We start from the raw sequence: 15,472 nt of genomic DNA on the forward strand, positions 1-15,472 counted from the left end.
GGGGTGATACCATGCTGACCAGCATAAAAACAGGTTGGAAGTCATTTGTTAAAAAGCACCCCACAGTCGCCCAGTTCTTAATCTTTTTTCTGGTATCCAACGGCGTGACCGTGCTTCAGATGATATTAATGCCAGCGTTTAAGAGCATGTTTGGATTGACTCCTCTGGTGAATACGGATTTTCAGGTTTGGCATCTGGGAGCAAATCCCGATGGAACTCCTTATTATATCTTTAACTATGGAGCCGGGGAGCTGTCAAAAGGCGGAGGAGGCGGTCTGGCCTACTTTCTGGCGGTGGAAATAACCATGGCAATCGCTCAGGTGATTAACTTCTTCCTCCAGCGAAATGTAACCTTTAAGGCAAATAACAGTGCGTTAAAGGCTGCTATGTGGTATGTGATTGCATATGTAATCATAACCATAGGTGCGGCGGCACTTCAAGGAGTTTATAAGGCTCCTATCTATCATTTCTTTATAAATGGTATGGGAATGGGAGCAGGGGGAGAGGCAGTTGCAGATGTAATTACCATGCTGATTAATTCAGCCATTTCATTCTGGGTGTTCTTCCCAATCTTTAAAATTATATTTAAAAATGAAGCTTAACGCTTATCGAAAGCAGAGAAATTAAAAACACGCCTTAAATCGGAAATAATATAATTAAAATTATATTTCCGTTTTAAGGCGTGTTTTTGTTTATATCTTATATTATGATACTGTAAGCTGGTATGACACATACACAAAAATACAATCTATGGCTTATGTTACCTCTTCCGGGATGGGTATGAGTATCTTTAAAACAAACCATTGATCCCTTGAGGCAACTGTCATGGACCCGCCGTATTTATTCGCGGCGGCCTGAATGCTTTTTAACCCATAGCCATGAAATTTACTGTTATTCTTTGTGGTAGAAGGCAGACCACGGTCAGCCATAATGAGAGGACCATCGGAATAATTCTCACACTGAATGAGTAAAAATCCATTTTTCTTACCAACCGTAAGAGTGATCACACGCTTTTCCGGGTCATCGTATTGGGAAACGCATTCAATGGCATTATCAAGCGCATTTCCGAAAATGGAGCAAATATCCTTTACATGGAGAAAGGAGACCGGCTTTCCATCTGCCATACAGGTAAAGGAAATGTTATTCTGGCTGCAATACGTGCTTTTCGTAGTAAGAACTACATTAAGTACCTGATTTCCAGTGTTTAATAGAGACTCCTGCGTGAGGATCGCCTGTTCCATCTCCTTTAAATACTGCTCCTTTTTTAAGGGGTCAGACTCTGCCCGAATGGCAATCATGTAATGCTTTAAGTCGTGAAATTCTCTTCGTAAGAGCTCCATATTATCAAGAGCCATACGGTACTGATCGTACTGCCTTTGTAAAACCACGTTCATGGCATGATTTTCACTTCGGACCTGAAGCTCTTTTCTCCTGTTTTGCTGGGCATAGAGCATAATTACACCTCCAAAGTCAACCAGGGTCCGGACGTAGAGCAGAGAACTGGCTGCACTGGAAAATGGAGTATTTGGCATGACAAAGCTGATGTTGCTTATTAAAAAAGCGCCAAGTCCCATGGAAGCAGTGCCAAGAAGTTCCTTTCTCTCCACCTCCATACCTTCCTCTTTTGGAATGTGCTCCCGTTCCAGAAAGTAATATCCCGTATAAATAAAAAGGTAGGTGACCGCCATGACGCCAAGGGAAATGGTTTTACTTTCCCTTTGAAACATAATGGCCCACCACACATATAACTGCCACTGCAGGGATGCTGCGAACTCAGCCAGAACAAAGGCCCGGATACACAGGAACAAGGCATCATAAGAAGATACCTGGCAGGATAAGTAGATGGTAAGATAAATCATCAGGATAGCAGTCATCATTCCCGGAAACCACAAAAATAAGGGAAGCATACCGGCAATGTGGTGAAATGTCAGGAATATCCCCAGCATGCCAGTCATAAAAGCAGCCAGCTTTACCCCCTTAAATTTCTTTTTCAGCATAAGAACATAGAGAAAGCAGGCCATCCATTCTGCAAGGGCAGTATAGGGGCGGGGAGTGTTCATCAGATCAACAGCGTTCATATTAACCTCCCAGATATTCCGTCAGACAATCCATAAACTGCTTTTTCCTGGTACGGCTTAATGGCACCTTCTGGTCAGATGATAGCAGGACATGGTTGTTAAGTATCCCTGTTACATGGCTTAAGTTCACAAGATAAGCATGGTGGCATTTGGAAAATCCATAGGACATTAATGTTTCTTCCATCCGCTTCATGGGACCAGGAACCAAGTAATTCCCTTTATCCGTATGGATCAGAAGCTGATGGAGCTGGCTTTCCATATAAGAGACCGAATCCAGGCTGATTCGCATGGTGCCGCCGTCCACCACAACATTGATGTAATGAGTTTCCTTTTTCTTTTTTGTTCGTTCCACGGCCTTTTTAAGAAGCTTTGAAAAGGAAAGGTAAGGAACCGGCTTTAACACATACCCAAGGGCATCCACAAGGTAACCTTCCAGGGCGAACTGAGTGGAAGAGGTAATAAAAATAAAAATGACATCCTCATCAAATTCCCGTATCTTCTGAGCTGTTTTCATACCATTTAAGTGCTTCATCTGAATATCAAGCAAAATGATATCATAGCTTGCCGTATAATCCGTTATAATATCCAGACCATCGGAAAATACCTGTATCTGAAAATGCTCCCCGTTCTCTGTTTCGTACCGGTCAAGATAGCTTTTAAGTGTTTCTGCGTACTGGGCTTCGTCTTCTACAATTGCAAGTTTCATCATAGATAATCCTCAATGGGTTCATAAAATTTTTCTTCCTTTAGTATACCATGAGACAGGGGAAAAACCAAGGCACGAAAAAACCGGCCGGGAAGGTTCCCAGCCGGTTTTTCCTATTAATAATTTTCCACTTTTCGTTCGAAATAAGCTTTCGGGTGTGCACAGGTCGGACAAATTTCCGGGGCATCAGGTCCTTCGTGGATATAACCGCAGTTGCGGCACTTCCAGCCAAGAGGTGCATCTCCCTTAAAGGTCTTGTCATTCTTTAAGCTGTCAAGAAGCTTTAAGTAGCGTTTTTCATGGGCAGCTTCCACTTTTCCCACAAATTCGAATTTGAATGCCAGCTCTTCAAATCCTTCCTCTCTGGCTTCTTTTGCCATACGCTTATACATATCGGTCCACTCGTAGTTTTCCCCTTCGGCAGCCGCCGCAAGGTTCTCTTCCATAGTACCGATTCCGTGAAGTTCCTTAAACCACATCTTAGCATGTTCCTTTTCCTGGTCAGCAGTTTCCAGATATAAGGCAGCCATTTGCTCATATCCGGCTTTTTTTGCTGCGGAAGCGAAAAAGGTGTACTTGTTTCTTGCCATGGATTCCCCGGCAAATGCATCTTTTAAATTCTGTTCTGTTTTAGTACCCGCATATTTTGACATAAGTTAACCCTCCTGATTTTATACCTATTGGCTGATTTCGTATGTAAAATGGGAGAGCGGTAAGAAGCGCCGCCCCCTAAAAATATTAACCGAAGTATCTCTCTAATAAGCCCTTGAATGCCTTACCGTGGCGAGCCTCGTCCTTAGCCATCTCATGAACAGTATCATGGATTGCATCAAGATTAAGTTCTTTTGCACGTTTTGCAAGATCAAACTTACCAGCAGTTGCACCGTTCTCAGCAGCAACTCTTAATTCAAGGTTCTTCTTTGTACTGGAGGTAACGACCTCACCCAGTAACTCTGCGAATTTAGAAGCATGCTCAGCCTCTTCAAAAGCTGCCTTCTCATAATATAAGCCGATTTCCGGATAACCCTCTCTGTGAGCTGCTCTTGACATAGCAAGATACATACCAACCTCAGAGCACTCGCCCTCAAAGTTAGCTCTTAAATCCATCATGATATCTTCTGGAGAACCCTGAGCAACACCGATTTCATGCTCGCAAGCCCAGGACATCTCAGCATCCTGTAATTTGAACTTCTCAGAACCAGCCTTACAGATTGGACAGAATTCCGGAGCTGCCTCTCCTTCGTGAACGTAACCGCATACAGTACAAACCCATTTCTTCATGATCTCATGTCTCCTTTATTTTAATTTTTAATTTATCTTTTTGTCGCAACCAATAACAGTAATGATTACTGATATTAATTTAGCACAGCTTTTCTCTGATGTCAAGTCTTATTAAGAATTATTTCTCAATTCTTCAAACAATGATTGCAGGTTCCATAAAAGTAAATGGTATGGCTCTCGATCTGCCCATCCGCATGTTCCTGGGCAAGATGATTGATTTCTTCCATGGAGTCTAAACGCAGGTCCTTGACCTGCCCGCATGTTCTGCAAACAAAATGATAGTGGGGTGATGTGTCAGCATCAAAGTGGTCTGCCCCGTCTCCGCAAGTCAGCTTCTGTATCTCCCCAAGCTCAACAAGAAGATTTAAATTACGGTAAACCGTACCTAAGCTGATGTTTGGATATTCCTCTCGGATGGCGGTGTATAGAGCGTCGGCAGTGGGGTGGTCATGCCTTGCCATCAGACAAGCTTTAATGGATTCCCGTTGACGGCTATACTTTAATGTTTTCATGGCCGCTTCCTTCCTATAAATGATAATTATATTAGTAATCGTTACTATTTAATAATAGTAGATTCCCCACGCTTTGTCAATGTATTGATAGAAAACTGTTATATGTTTTCTCTGGCAATTCTTATGAATTCTTTCGTCGCCTGAGATAAGTATCGTCCCCTGTGGCATCCAAAGGCGAGAACCCCGTGACTGCGGTTATAATTTAAGGAGTAATAATTAAGTCCTGACTTTCTCACAGCCACATCTCCGTTGTCTGTACTGCCAGAAACGAACATTCTTGGATAAAAGGTGATTCCCATGCCTTTAGCCGCCAAAGCTAAGACGGTTTCGATGTTCTCTGTTTCAAGAAGAACGGTAGGAGCCAGCTGGGCATCCTCAAAAATCTCGTCCGCAATGGTTCTGACCCGGTTTCCCTTGTGAATGAGAAGATAAGGGCAGTCCTTTAATAAAAGGATATCAGGATTTTCAGAAAGCTTCCGTTTGATCTCTTCCTGTTCTCCAGGAAAATACTGATCCAGAATCTGATCTGGAACCACCAAAAGAATCTCTTCCTCACAAATAGGAATGGATTCCACATTTTCTGCCTTAAAGGGCAGAAGGTCGATCATTAAATCAATCTCTCCATGAATGAGAGCCGTGCTCAGCTCCTGTGAATTTCCCTCCACCAGATTTAACTCAATGTTAGGAAACTTCTCCCGATAAGAAGGGAGAATGGCGGGAAGAAGAAAACGTCCTCTGGTATGGGAGACACCGATGGAAAGCTGTCCAGTAGTAAAATCTTTAATATCAGAAAGCTCCCGGTAAGTCTCATCCTTAAGATCCAAAAGCTGCTTGGCCCTTGTTTTTAAGGAACGCCCCGCATACGTTAAGGTCAGGGGCATGGTGCGGTTAAAAAGCTGAACTCCGAATTCCTTTTCCATATTGGAAATGTGATTGCTTAAGGACTGCTGAGAGATATAAAGTCTTTTTGCGGCCCTTGTAATATTTAATTCCTCTGCAACGGCTAGAAAGTATTCAAGATTCAGGAAGTTAATCATAGGTAAGCCTCCAGCTTGGGAATAAAGGGAAGAAGCTTATCAATAGAATCGTTAACGATCAGCTCTTTTGGAAAATTAACTTCCTCGATTAAGTCCCAGGCTCTTTTGTGATTTCCCACATCCGCCTCTACGTGGGCGTCGCTGTTGAGAATAATGTTTGTTTTATAATGTTTGCATCGTTCCAGTAACGTAACGTATTTTTCCCTGGCATTTCCCCGGACGCTGTTTGGGTGAAGGGAGCTTGCATTGACTTCCAAAAGAGTATGGTTCTCAGCAGCAGCGGCCGCCAGGGTATCATAATCAACAGGAAAACGGCTGTCATCCGGATGTCCGATAATATGAATCAGCGGATTTTCCATGGCCCCAACGTAGGCACTGGTGTTCTGTGCCACGGTTCCGTTTTTATAACATGGCTCGTGAATGCTTGCAATCCCATAATCAAGTCTTTCCAAAAGTCCCCTTCTTAAATCCACTCTTCCTTTATAATCTATAATATTCAACTCTGCACCCATTAAAATGTTGATTCCATACAGCTTTCTGGGAATTACCTTGAAATTTATGAAATAAAACTCGTGGCATGTTCCAGGCATCTTAGGGGCATGGTCCGTGGAGCCAAAAAGGGCCAGGCCTTTTTCAGAAGCTGATTTTGCCATCTCATATAACGTGTTGTACGCATGTCCGCTGGCAATGGTATGGGTATGCAAATCCATTATGTCGTTCATGTTCTTGTCCTTTCTTTATCGGCACCCGGCATGAGACCGCCGGAAAAGTCATTGTCGATTACCTAAAATATATCACATAATTCCATAGAAAACTATAGAAATATCGGGCTGGATGTGTTAAATATATAGTAAGATTTTACGCAAAAAATAAGGAATTATGAATGGAGGAAAACGATATGAGTCAGGAACACAATGAGACCGATGTGGTGGAAGAGAAAGTAGAAACCATGGCAGACTACATGGAAGAGTTAGAGGCGTCCTTTCAAAGAGTGAGAAAAGGGGACGTGCTTACAGGAACCGTTGTCAGTGTAACAGAGGAAGCTGTGTTACTGGATTTAAAATATTTTGCCGGAGGAATCATTCATAAAGAGGATATAAACGGTGATCCGGACTACCATCTGGCTACAGAAATTCATCCTGGAGATGAAATCACTGCAACAGTCTTAAGACCAGATGACGGCGAAGGAAACGTTCTTTTATCCGCAAAGCTGTTAGGTGACCAGAAGGCATGGGAAACATGCAATACCCTGTTAAATGACAGAACCATCGTAACCGTAAAGGTCACAGAGATCGTAAAAGGCGGTGCTGTAGCTTATCTGGAAGGAATCCGCGGCTTTATTCCTGCTTCCAAGCTGGCAGCAGAATATGTAGAGGATTTGGAAACCTATCAGGGAAAAACCATTGAGGTTACTGTGGTTACCGCTGACGAGGAGAATAAAAAGCTCATCCTTTCCGGCAGAGAGCCTGCACTCTTAAAGCAGAAGGAAGAAAATAACATAAAAATTGCAAAGTGCCAGGTAGGGGCAGTCATGGAAGGAACCGTAGACAGCTTAAAAGACTACGGTGCATTTATAAACCTGGAAAATGGTCTGACCGGCCTTCTTCACATCTCCCAGATCAGCAGCCAGAGAATCAAGCATCCGGGCGCTGTATTAAAGGAAGGCCAGAAGGTAAAGGTGAAAATTCTTTCCACCGCGGATCACAAGATTAGCTTAAGCATGAAGGCAGTCCAGGAAGATGAGGAAGCAGCGGAAGCAGTCACCTTTGATTATGAGGAAAATGGAAGTGCTTCTACAGACTTATCCGCATTGTTAAAAGGATTAAAATTTTAGAAAGTCGGGAAAAATATATAAAATATCGGGTTTCTATGGTATAATATCTTTTATGAGCAGGGGCTGCCGGCGATGGCTTGCCCCTGTCTCACTGACCCGTATTTCGGGCAAAGGAGAGGGGGAATGAGAAATGAACGTTCCCAGTTCATTTAACCAGGTCGACCAATGGAAATCAGTGATGTTTTTGTATGACTCAGCACTAAAGGAAATCAGTACAAAAATAGAGATACTTAATAACGAGTTTGTTCATATCTATAGCTACAACCCCATCGAACACGTCAAATCAAGACTGAAGACGCCGGACAGCATTGTCAAGAAGCTAAAGCGCTACGGTTATGAGGTGACCATCGATAACATGGTGGAGAAGTTAAGCGACATTGCAGGAATCAGGATTATCTGTTCCTTTACCTCGGACATATACCAGATAGCCCAGATGATCGCAAAGCAAAGTGATGTGACCGTGCTTTATGTCAAGGATTATATTAAAAGTCCAAAGCCAAACGGATACAAAAGCTATCACATGGTAGTGACCATACCCATTTATCTCACCGATGGGCCAGTGGATACCAAGGTAGAGATTCAGATCAGAACGGTAGCCATGGATTTTTGGGCAAGCCTTGAGCATAAGATTTATTATAAATTTGAAGGCAACGCCCCTGCGTATCTTCAGCAGGAGCTAAAGGCCTGTGCGGATGTGGTAAATATGCTGGACGCAAAGATGTTTTCCTTAAACCAGGCGATTCTTGAGCTGAGCGCCCAGACCCATGAAGATTCAGGGGGAGAGAAGCGGTTTAGAGAAGGGGAACTGGAAGAACAGCCATGACAGAACAATCCGCTGCAAAGAAGGTCATTCTATGAGCACATTAACAAAAGACACCTTAAGGATTCTAAAATATAACAGGAAGAATGCGTTCTTTTTCACACTGGCATTCCGTCTGGTAACGACCACTCTATATTTATTTGCCCTGGACCGGGGCGTACTCCTGGCCCTTAATCTGGCGGGGTACAGTTATCTGACGGTTGCCAATATCAGAGATTTTCTCTTAAAGCCCTGGACCATTGTAATTCTGGCTGTTCTCATCTTTTTTGGCATCCTCATTCTCATATTTGAGACTGGCTGCTTTCTAACGCTTTTCCAGGGAATCTATTATACCAGAAAGCTAAAGCCGTGGGAGATTTTAACAGGTGGTCTGATAAAGCTTTGGGATGAAATCAGGAAAAAGAACTGGAGACTGGGGCTTCTTATTCTGGCTAATGATACCCTGGCTAATTTATATCTGATCTACCGGTTCTTCACCCATATAAAGCCCGTTGATTTTGTCATGGACGAGATTCTTTCTGAGCCCCTGGGAAAGGTGATTTTAACGCTGGTCATTATACTTCTTTTGATGGTAGTGATTCCTGGTCTTTACACCTTTCATGCCTGTATGGTGGAGCAGAAGAATTTTAAAGAAGGGTATCTTAGAAGCTGGTGGCTTTTAAGGCACAGGATTCCCAAGGTTGTATTTTTACTGTCGATCTATTACGGTGCCTTTGCGGTAATCTTAAAGCTGGTATACTCCTTCTGTGTTTTTATTACAGCCGTGGGCGTGACCCTGTTTACGGATAACAGGCTGGCACTTGCTATTTTGCCGGCTGCCTGTGCACGGATTGACTTAGTTCTTCTTTTCTTAAGCAGCATGCTTCTTGCCCTGGGAAATTACGGGGCTTTAAGTGTCCAGTATTTCCAGTTCAGCAGCAGGGTAATGAAAAAATCAGGAAACATATCTGATTCCGGTACCCGTTTGGCAAACAGAAAGACGGCACTTATCTCCATTTCAGCGGCAACAATTTTCAGCCTGCTGACCCTGTTTCATGTAGTATATAACGGCTCAGCCATCGCTGGAGGAATTCTTGACACCGTTCAGATTACGGCCCATAGGGGAAGCTCTAAGGAGGCGCCGGAGAATACCATGGCTGCCATTAAACAGGCAGTTGCGGATTTATCTGATTACGCGGAGATCGATGTCCAGGAGACGAAGGACGGCGTTGTGGTGCTGGGACATGATTCCACACTAAGGCGGGTTGCCGGTGTTAACAGGACCATCGGTTCCTATACCTTTGAGGAGCTTCAGGCTCTTGATGTGGGTGGGTGGTTTTCCGATGAGTTTAAAGGTGAAAGGATACCATCCCTGGAAGAAGTGATGGAATACTGTAAGGGTAAGATTAACCTAAATATTGAAATCAAGGGAGCAGGAGATGACAGTCTCCTACCGGAAAAGGTGGCTCTTCTCATAGACAAGTATCAGATGACAGAGCAGTGTGTGGTCACCTCATCAAGATTTACTTATCTTTCAAGGATTAAGAAGCTTGATGAAAAGATACGTACGGGGTATATCATTTCAGCCGCTTACGGCAACTATTATTCCAGTGACGACATTGATTTAATCAGCCTCCAGTCCAGCTTTGTCACGGAGCGTCTGGTGGAAGCCGCTCACCAAAAGGGCAAGGCAGTCCATGCCTGGACGGTGAACTCGAAAAGCGAGATGGAGCGGATGAAGATGCTTTCCGTGGACAATATCATTACAGATCACCCGGTTCTTGCCAGAGAGATCATATACCGGGAGGAAGCAGCTGAGAATCTTTTGGAGTATTTAAGGCTGGTACTGAAATAGACAGGAGAGAAACATGAAGGTTGTTTTACAGCGAGTAAAGAAGGCTTCCGTTACCGTAGAGGGGAGCGTTATCGGTGAGGTTAAGAAGGGCTTTCTGCTATTTATCGGCGTATCTCATACGGATACAGAAGACATTGCCAGAAAGATGGCAGATAAGATCAGTAAGCTTCGGATATTTGAAGACGGGGATGGAAAGACCAATTTATCCCTTTCCGATGTATCAGGAGATATTTTGGCAGTGAGCCAGTTCACCCTGTATGCAGACTGCAAAAAGGGAAACCGGCCCAGCTTTACAAAGGCTGGAGGACCGGAGCATGCCAACCACTTGTATGAATATATGGCAGAGCACTTAAAAACCAATGGCCACCGGGTGGAAAAAGGTATTTTCGGGGCGGATATGAAGGTGGAGCTTTTAAATGACGGACCGTTTACACTGGTCCTTGACAGTGACGAGATCTGCAGTTAGCAGTACGAAAAAAAACGGGCTTATGCCCCTAGAAAAGATGGAGGAATCAATCATGGAGAAAACAAAGGGACAGCTATTACAGGAAGAACTGACATTTATGTTCCCTCACATTGGAAAAGTTGCACCTCAGCAGATGGAAGACGCTGAGATATTTTGTGAGGGCTACAAGCGGTTTTTAGACAATGGTAAAACAGAGCGTGAATGTGTAAGAGAAGCAATCGCAATGCTTGAGATGCAGGGCTATGTACCTTTTGCAACCGTTAAAAAATACAAAGCCGGAGACAAGGTGTATTATGTAAATCGTGGAAAGGCCATTATTGCGACCACGTTTGGAAAAGAGGGCGTGGATCAGGGTGTCCGTATCAATGGAGCCCATATCGATTCTCCAAGGCTTGACTTAAAGCCAAACCCCGTTTATGAGAAAAATGATCTGGCTTACTTTAAGACTCATTATTACGGCGGTATCCGCAAATATCAGTGGGGAGTAACTCCTCTTGCCATGCACGGCGTAATCATTAAGAAAAATGGGGAAATCGTGGAAGTCAACATTGGCGAAAAGGAAGGTGACCCAGTTTTTTGCGTTACCGATCTTCTTCCTCATCTGGCAGCAGAGCAGAATGAGAGAAAATTAAGAGACGGATTAAAAGGAGAAGAGCTTAATATCTTAATCGGTTCCCTCCCTTATGTAGATGACGCAGATTTAAAGGATCCCGTTAAACTTCTGGCCTTAAAGCTTCTTCATGACCGTTATGGAATTACAGAAGGAGATTTCTTACGGGCTGAGATCGAGCTGGTACCTGCTCAGAAGGCAAGTGACGTTGGATTTGACCGAAGCATGATCGGTGCCTACGGACAGGATGACAGAGTCTGCGCCTACACTGCACTCATGGCAGAAATCGATGCAGTCATGCCTCAATACACCACAGTAACCATTCTTTCAGACAAGGAAGAAATCGGTTCTGACGGAAATACAGGCTTAAACTCTGATTTCGTGCTTCATTTTATTGAGGATCTGGCTGAGATGGCAGACGTTCCGGCAAGAACTATTCTGCGCAACTCCATGTGCTTATCCTCCGATGTGAACGCAGCCTATGACCCCACCTTCTCCCAGGTGTATGAAGAACGCAACGCCTGCTTTTTAAACAAGGGCTGTGTTCTTACCAAATATACCGGAGTAAGAGGAAAAGGCGGTTCCAACGATGCCAGCGCAGAGCTGATGGCAAAGGTAATCGCACTCATGGAAGAAGAAGGCGTATACTGGCAGATCGGTGAGCTTGGAGCAGTTGACCAGGGCGGCGGCGGCACCATTGCCAAATACATCGCAGCCATGGATGTAGATGTTGTGGATCTGGGTGTTCCCATTCTTTCCATGCATTCCCCATTTGAGCTTTCCTCCAAACTTGATGTATACAATACATATAAGGCATTCCGAGCTTTTTACAAATAACAGAATAATTCTTGAAATTTTTGTTAATTTCTGCAAAATGCTTTTTTTCCCATGCCCAATATGGTATAACAAACAGGAAGTGTTTTTCCTGTTAATCATTAAAATAGAAAGAAAAAGGATTGTATGATGAAGAAAATTTTTAAAGTATGCATGTGCGGTATGGTTGCCGCCACCCTTATTTCCGGCTGTTCCAAAAAAGATGTAAAAGAAACGACACAAGCAAGCACAGAAGCTACCGAGTCCTCTGCACAGGAAACCGTGGCAACACAGGACTTAACTAATATTGATAACGGTAAAGTAACTCTTGGAGAGTATAAAGGAATCGAGGTCAAAAAAGATCCTGTTGAAGTGACTGACGAAGAGATCCAGCAGGCCATTGACCAGGATCTGGCAGCTCATGAGAAAAAAGTTGATGTTGACCGTGAAGTTAAGGACGGAGATGTGGTCAATATCGATTATGCCGGCACCAAGGATGGCGTTGCATTTGACGGAGGCACAGCAAAAGGCTATGACCTTACCATTGGCTCCAACCAGTTTATTGAAGGATTTGAATCCGGACTGATCGGCGCTAAAAAAGGAGACAAGGTATCCTTAAATGTAACATTCCCTGAAAACTATCAGAACAAGGACCTGGCAGGAAAGCCGGTTGTGTTCGAAGTTACTGTGAATTCCGTACAGGAGAAACAGCTCCCTGAATTAAATGATGCATACGTACAGGAAAATACAAAATCAAAGACCGTGGACGAGTACAAGGAAGAGACAAAGCAGACTCTTTTAAAGAGCAAAAACGATGCAGCAGAGCAGAAGGTTAAGAATGACATTTATACAGCCATTTCAGCTAACTGCAAGGTGGAACCAGAGCAGAAGGCCATTGATGCCAATTATGATAACCTGATTGCAAGATACACCAACCAGGCAGCTGCTTACGGTATGGATTTCACTACCTTTATCACCGCATTTACCGGCATGAAAGAGGAAGACTTTAAGACCGCTGCTAAGACACAGGCAGAAGAGATCGTAAAGCAGAGACTGATCGTCAATGCCATTGCTGAAAAAGAGAAACTCGCTGTGACCGATGATGACCGGAAAGAAGTTGCGACTGAGTTAGGATATGAGAGCCCAGAAGAGCTGATTAAGGCAGAAGGACAGTTTGAAGTAGACGATTATGTGATGAATAACAAGGTAATGGAATACTTAATGCAGAACGCAGTGATCAAATAATTAAATTCAACAGGAGGAACCTTTATGCAGCTGTTAAAGGACAGAATACGTAAGGATGGCAAGATTAAATCCGGTGACGTACTTAAGGTAGATAGTTTTTTAAATCACCAGATGGATATTAAGCTGTTTGTTGAGATCGGAAAAGAGTTTAAAAGACGCTTTGCTGATTGTGAAGTCAATAAAATCTTAACGATTGAGGCCTCTGGGATCGGAATCGCCTGTATCGTTGCCCAGTATTTTGAAGTGCCGGTAGTATTTGCCAAAAAATCAAAGACAAAGAATATCGCAGGTGACGTTTACACCACACAGGTGGAGTCCTTTACCCATGGAAGAACGTATGATGTCATGGTATCCAAGGAATTTCTTGGGGCAGGAGACAAGGTGCTTTTAATTGATGATTTCCTAGCCAACGGAAAAGCCCTGGAAGGACTGGCTGCTATTGTAAAGGATTCCGGCGCTGAGCTTATTGGCGCAGGTATCGTAATTGAAAAAGGCTTCCAGCCGGGAGGTGACCGGTTGAGAGCAGAAGGTGTTAAGGTGGAATCCCTTGCCATCGTTGAACGTATGGACGAGACCACCGGTACTATTTGTTTCAGAGGTGACAAATGAACGAAAGACAGAAGGCGCTGTTCTTTGACATAGACGGCACGCTGTTTTCTGAAATCAACCGGAATGTTCCGGTAAGCGCCAAGGAGGCCATTGATCAGGCCAGAAAGAATGGTCATCTGGTATTTATCAATACCGGAAGGACCTACAGCCTGATCGGCCCTGTAGCGCGTATGGTGGAAGTAGACGGCTATTGCTGCGGTTGTGGCACCAGAGTTGTGGCAGGGGAGGAGATTCTTTACTCCACTACCATACCCAGAAAAAGAGGCAGCGAAATTAAGCAGATCATCATGAGACATAAGCTTGACGGAGTACTGGAAGGAACGGAAGGCTGTTATTTCAGAAATGAAGATTCCTGGATGCCTGTAGTAGCCAAGATGAAAGACCAGATGATAAAGGAAGGGAAAGTTTCCTCCTTTGGCTGGGATGAGGATTGCTACGACTTTGACAAGTTCTTTGTCCTGTCAGATGAAAACAGCGATATCAAAGGATTTCACCAGGCATTGGAAGATGATATTGATATCATTAACCGAGGGAATGGCTTCTATGAATGCGTTCCAACCGGACATACCAAGGCGACTGGCATTGAGCTGATTATGAAGCACTATGATATTGATCTATCCGATGTCTACGTGTTCGGTGACAGCACCAATGACCTTCCCATGTTCCAGTTTGCTAAAAATTGCGTACTGATGGGACATCACAGCGTGGAGCTGGAGCCGTATGCTACCTTCTTTACAAAGAATGTGGAAGATGATGGCGTGGCTTATGCGATGAAGAAGCTTGGACTTATTTGAGAATGTAAATTAGTTAACTTTAAGCGATAAGGGGCTGTTTCGAAATAGATGAATCATCTATTTTGCAACAGCTCCTTTTTTATGATACAATCCATATCCATATAGTCTCCCATTAATCCCAAAAGATTTCTTTTAAGACCTCCAGATATAACTCCCTGTCCCAACGTGTTACCTCATCGAACTGGCTGAATTCTCCGCTGCCGCCAGTTTGTTTATAACCGCGGTAACCTGCTCTGATAGCTTCTGTGAATTTCTCCAGACAAGTACCGGCAAGATATTCTAAGTCACCGGTACAGACCTCTTCAAACTGCTCTTTCATAAAGGTAAACAGTTCATCGTCAGTTAAGTTATCCTCCGATTCATTCTTGAACTGATAAAAGATATCCTGGAGTTCGGTCAGCGTCTGCATGTAATTATCCTGCGTAATATACTGGGAATCACAGAAGTGGTATATAAGCTTTGGAAGAATTCCTTCCCCGAATTCCACCCTCTGGGTATTCTTAAGACTGTCATTTCTAAGTGCCACTAATTCCTTAGCCTCTTCATAGGATAAAGACAGGCCGAAGCTTTCTGTTTTTTCATTCACTGCCAGAACTGCGGTTATTTCAGCCTCCTGCTTTTTAAGCTGCATTAATTCGAGTAAATTGTCCTCCATAAATAATCCTCCTTCAAGATGGTATCTCATTATAGGGCAGCTTCCAACCTATTACAAGACTTGAAAAAATCGAGATTTTATGGTAATATATATATACAGGAAAGAGCTGTTGTTTCGATAGATGAATCATTTATCAAAGCAACAGCTCTCTTTTTATGATTAAAAACCAAACATAATC

Annotated in this window: 17 protein-coding genes; 9 read left to right on the forward strand and 8 right to left on the reverse strand. The window is 43.5% G+C overall.

Translation table 11 applies throughout. The features are described 5' to 3' along the window. Window positions 1-11: 11 nt before the first annotated feature. Entirely contained in the window at window positions 12-602 is a 591-nt protein-coding gene (locus tag T546_RS0107395; RefSeq protein WP_026891069.1) for a hypothetical protein, read from the forward strand. 153 nt (window positions 603-755) lie between these two features. On the opposite strand, the gene T546_RS0107400 is transcribed toward T546_RS0107395, so the two are convergent. From T546_RS0107400 to T546_RS0107430, 7 genes are all read right to left on the reverse strand, one after another. Next, window positions 756-2,078: an ATP-binding protein gene (locus tag T546_RS0107400; RefSeq protein ID WP_026891070.1), complete on the reverse strand. Its 1,323-nt coding sequence runs from the start codon at window positions 2,076-2,078 to the stop codon at window positions 756-758. Between the two features lies 1 nt (window position 2,079). After that, window positions 2,080-2,787, reverse strand: a complete 708-nt coding sequence (locus tag T546_RS0107405; protein WP_026891071.1) for a LytR/AlgR family response regulator transcription factor — start codon at window positions 2,785-2,787, stop codon at window positions 2,080-2,082. A 113-nt stretch (window positions 2,788-2,900) separates the two neighbouring features. Beyond that, window positions 2,901-3,437, reverse strand: a complete 537-nt coding sequence (gene rbr / locus T546_RS0107410) for a rubrerythrin (RefSeq protein ID WP_026891072.1) — start codon at window positions 3,435-3,437, stop codon at window positions 2,901-2,903. Window positions 3,438-3,522: 85 nt separating this feature from the next. After that, window positions 3,523-4,065, reverse strand: a complete 543-nt coding sequence (locus T546_RS0107415) for an NADH peroxidase (RefSeq protein ID WP_026891073.1) — start codon at window positions 4,063-4,065, stop codon at window positions 3,523-3,525. Window positions 4,066-4,190: 125 nt separating this feature from the next. Beyond that, window positions 4,191-4,577, reverse strand: coding sequence for a Fur family transcriptional regulator (locus tag T546_RS0107420; RefSeq protein WP_026891074.1), 387 nt, complete (start codon window positions 4,575-4,577; stop codon window positions 4,191-4,193). Between the two features lie 98 nt (window positions 4,578-4,675). Then, a complete protein-coding gene (locus T546_RS0107425; RefSeq protein WP_024837708.1) occupies window positions 4,676-5,614 on the reverse strand; it encodes a LysR family transcriptional regulator in 939 nt (312 codons plus the stop codon). Next, window positions 5,611-6,336, reverse strand: coding sequence for a phosphatase (locus T546_RS0107430; protein WP_026891075.1), 726 nt, complete (start codon window positions 6,334-6,336; stop codon window positions 5,611-5,613). Before T546_RS0107430 ends, T546_RS0107425 begins: the two co-directional genes overlap by 4 nt. 176 nt (window positions 6,337-6,512) lie before the next feature. Here T546_RS0107430 and T546_RS0107435 point away from each other — a divergent pair, with 176 nt between their 5' ends. The 8 genes from T546_RS0107435 to T546_RS0107470 all read left to right on the forward strand — a co-directional run bounded on the left by T546_RS0107435 (window position 6,513) and on the right by T546_RS0107470 (window position 14,639). Beyond that, window positions 6,513-7,448: a S1 RNA-binding domain-containing protein gene (locus tag T546_RS0107435; protein WP_242842195.1), complete on the forward strand. Its 936-nt coding sequence runs from the start codon at window positions 6,513-6,515 to the stop codon at window positions 7,446-7,448. A 130-nt stretch (window positions 7,449-7,578) separates the two neighbouring features. After that, the gene (locus T546_RS23045; RefSeq protein ID WP_034598313.1) at window positions 7,579-8,271 is read left to right on the forward strand and encodes a GTP pyrophosphokinase; all 693 of its coding nucleotides are present in this window, start codon (window positions 7,579-7,581) and stop codon (window positions 8,269-8,271) included. Next, window positions 8,213-10,102, forward strand: a complete 1,890-nt coding sequence (locus T546_RS0107445; RefSeq protein WP_242842196.1) for a glycerophosphodiester phosphodiesterase — start codon at window positions 8,213-8,215, stop codon at window positions 10,100-10,102. Before T546_RS23045 ends, T546_RS0107445 begins: the two co-directional genes overlap by 59 nt. A 13-nt stretch (window positions 10,103-10,115) precedes the next feature. Then, window positions 10,116-10,568 carry a D-aminoacyl-tRNA deacylase gene (gene dtd / locus T546_RS0107450; protein WP_026891078.1) on the forward strand — a complete coding sequence of 151 codons (453 nt, stop codon included), beginning with the start codon at window positions 10,116-10,118 and terminating at the stop codon, window positions 10,566-10,568. Window positions 10,569-10,617: 49 nt separating this feature from the next. Continuing rightward, a complete protein-coding gene (locus T546_RS0107455; protein ID WP_026891079.1) occupies window positions 10,618-12,015 on the forward strand; it encodes an aminopeptidase in 1,398 nt (465 codons plus the stop codon). 123 nt (window positions 12,016-12,138) lie between these two features. After that, window positions 12,139-13,236 carry a trigger factor gene (tig, locus tag T546_RS0107460; protein ID WP_242842197.1) on the forward strand — a complete coding sequence of 366 codons (1,098 nt, stop codon included), beginning with the start codon at window positions 12,139-12,141 and terminating at the stop codon, window positions 13,234-13,236. A gap of 24 nt (window positions 13,237-13,260) precedes the next feature. Further along, window positions 13,261-13,845 (forward strand): xanthine phosphoribosyltransferase, encoded by a 585-nt coding sequence (locus T546_RS0107465; protein ID WP_026891081.1) that lies wholly within the window; start codon window positions 13,261-13,263, stop codon window positions 13,843-13,845. Continuing rightward, complete coding sequence (locus T546_RS0107470) at window positions 13,842-14,639, forward strand: HAD family hydrolase (RefSeq protein ID WP_026891082.1); 798 nt, start codon at window positions 13,842-13,844, stop codon at window positions 14,637-14,639. Before T546_RS0107465 ends, T546_RS0107470 begins: the two co-directional genes overlap by 4 nt. A gap of 112 nt (window positions 14,640-14,751) precedes the next feature. Here T546_RS0107470 and T546_RS0107475 read toward each other — a convergent pair whose 3' ends face one another. After that, entirely contained in the window at window positions 14,752-15,294 is a 543-nt protein-coding gene (locus T546_RS0107475) for a DUF6323 family protein (RefSeq protein ID WP_026891083.1), read from the reverse strand. Window positions 15,295-15,472 lie beyond the last annotated feature (178 nt).

Origin of the sequence: [Clostridium] aerotolerans DSM 5434, assembly GCF_000687555.1 — a bacterium.
GTDB classification, from domain to species: domain Bacteria; phylum Bacillota; class Clostridia; order Lachnospirales; family Lachnospiraceae; genus Lacrimispora; species Lacrimispora aerotolerans.

Coding starts and splice junctions, on each gene's coding strand:
- T546_RS0107395 (WP_026891069.1), top strand. CDS start 12: ATGCTGACCAGCATAAAAACAGGTTGGAAGTCATTTGTTAAAAAGCAC.
- T546_RS0107400 (WP_026891070.1), bottom strand. CDS start 2,078: ATGAACGCTGTTGATCTGATGAACACTCCCCGCCCCTATACTGCCCTT.
- T546_RS0107405 (WP_026891071.1), bottom strand. CDS start 2,787: ATGATGAAACTTGCAATTGTAGAAGACGAAGCCCAGTACGCAGAAACA.
- rbr (WP_026891072.1), bottom strand. CDS start 3,437: ATGTCAAAATATGCGGGTACTAAAACAGAACAGAATTTAAAAGATGCA.
- T546_RS0107415 (WP_026891073.1), bottom strand. CDS start 4,065: ATGAAGAAATGGGTTTGTACTGTATGCGGTTACGTTCACGAAGGAGAG.
- T546_RS0107420 (WP_026891074.1), bottom strand. CDS start 4,577: ATGAAAACATTAAAGTATAGCCGTCAACGGGAATCCATTAAAGCTTGT.
- T546_RS0107425 (WP_024837708.1), bottom strand. CDS start 5,614: ATGATTAACTTCCTGAATCTTGAATACTTTCTAGCCGTTGCAGAGGAA.
- T546_RS0107430 (WP_026891075.1), bottom strand. CDS start 6,336: ATGAACGACATAATGGATTTGCATACCCATACCATTGCCAGCGGACAT.
- T546_RS0107435 (WP_242842195.1), top strand. CDS start 6,513: ATGAGTCAGGAACACAATGAGACCGATGTGGTGGAAGAGAAAGTAGAA.
- T546_RS23045 (WP_034598313.1), top strand. CDS start 7,579: ATGAACGTTCCCAGTTCATTTAACCAGGTCGACCAATGGAAATCAGTG.
- T546_RS0107445 (WP_242842196.1), top strand. CDS start 8,213: ATGAAGATTCAGGGGGAGAGAAGCGGTTTAGAGAAGGGGAACTGGAAG.
- dtd (WP_026891078.1), top strand. CDS start 10,116: ATGAAGGTTGTTTTACAGCGAGTAAAGAAGGCTTCCGTTACCGTAGAG.
- tig (WP_242842197.1), top strand. CDS start 12,139: ATGATGAAGAAAATTTTTAAAGTATGCATGTGCGGTATGGTTGCCGCC.
- T546_RS0107465 (WP_026891081.1), top strand. CDS start 13,261: ATGCAGCTGTTAAAGGACAGAATACGTAAGGATGGCAAGATTAAATCC.
- T546_RS0107470 (WP_026891082.1), top strand. CDS start 13,842: ATGAACGAAAGACAGAAGGCGCTGTTCTTTGACATAGACGGCACGCTG.
- T546_RS0107475 (WP_026891083.1), bottom strand. CDS start 15,294: ATGGAGGACAATTTACTCGAATTAATGCAGCTTAAAAAGCAGGAGGCT.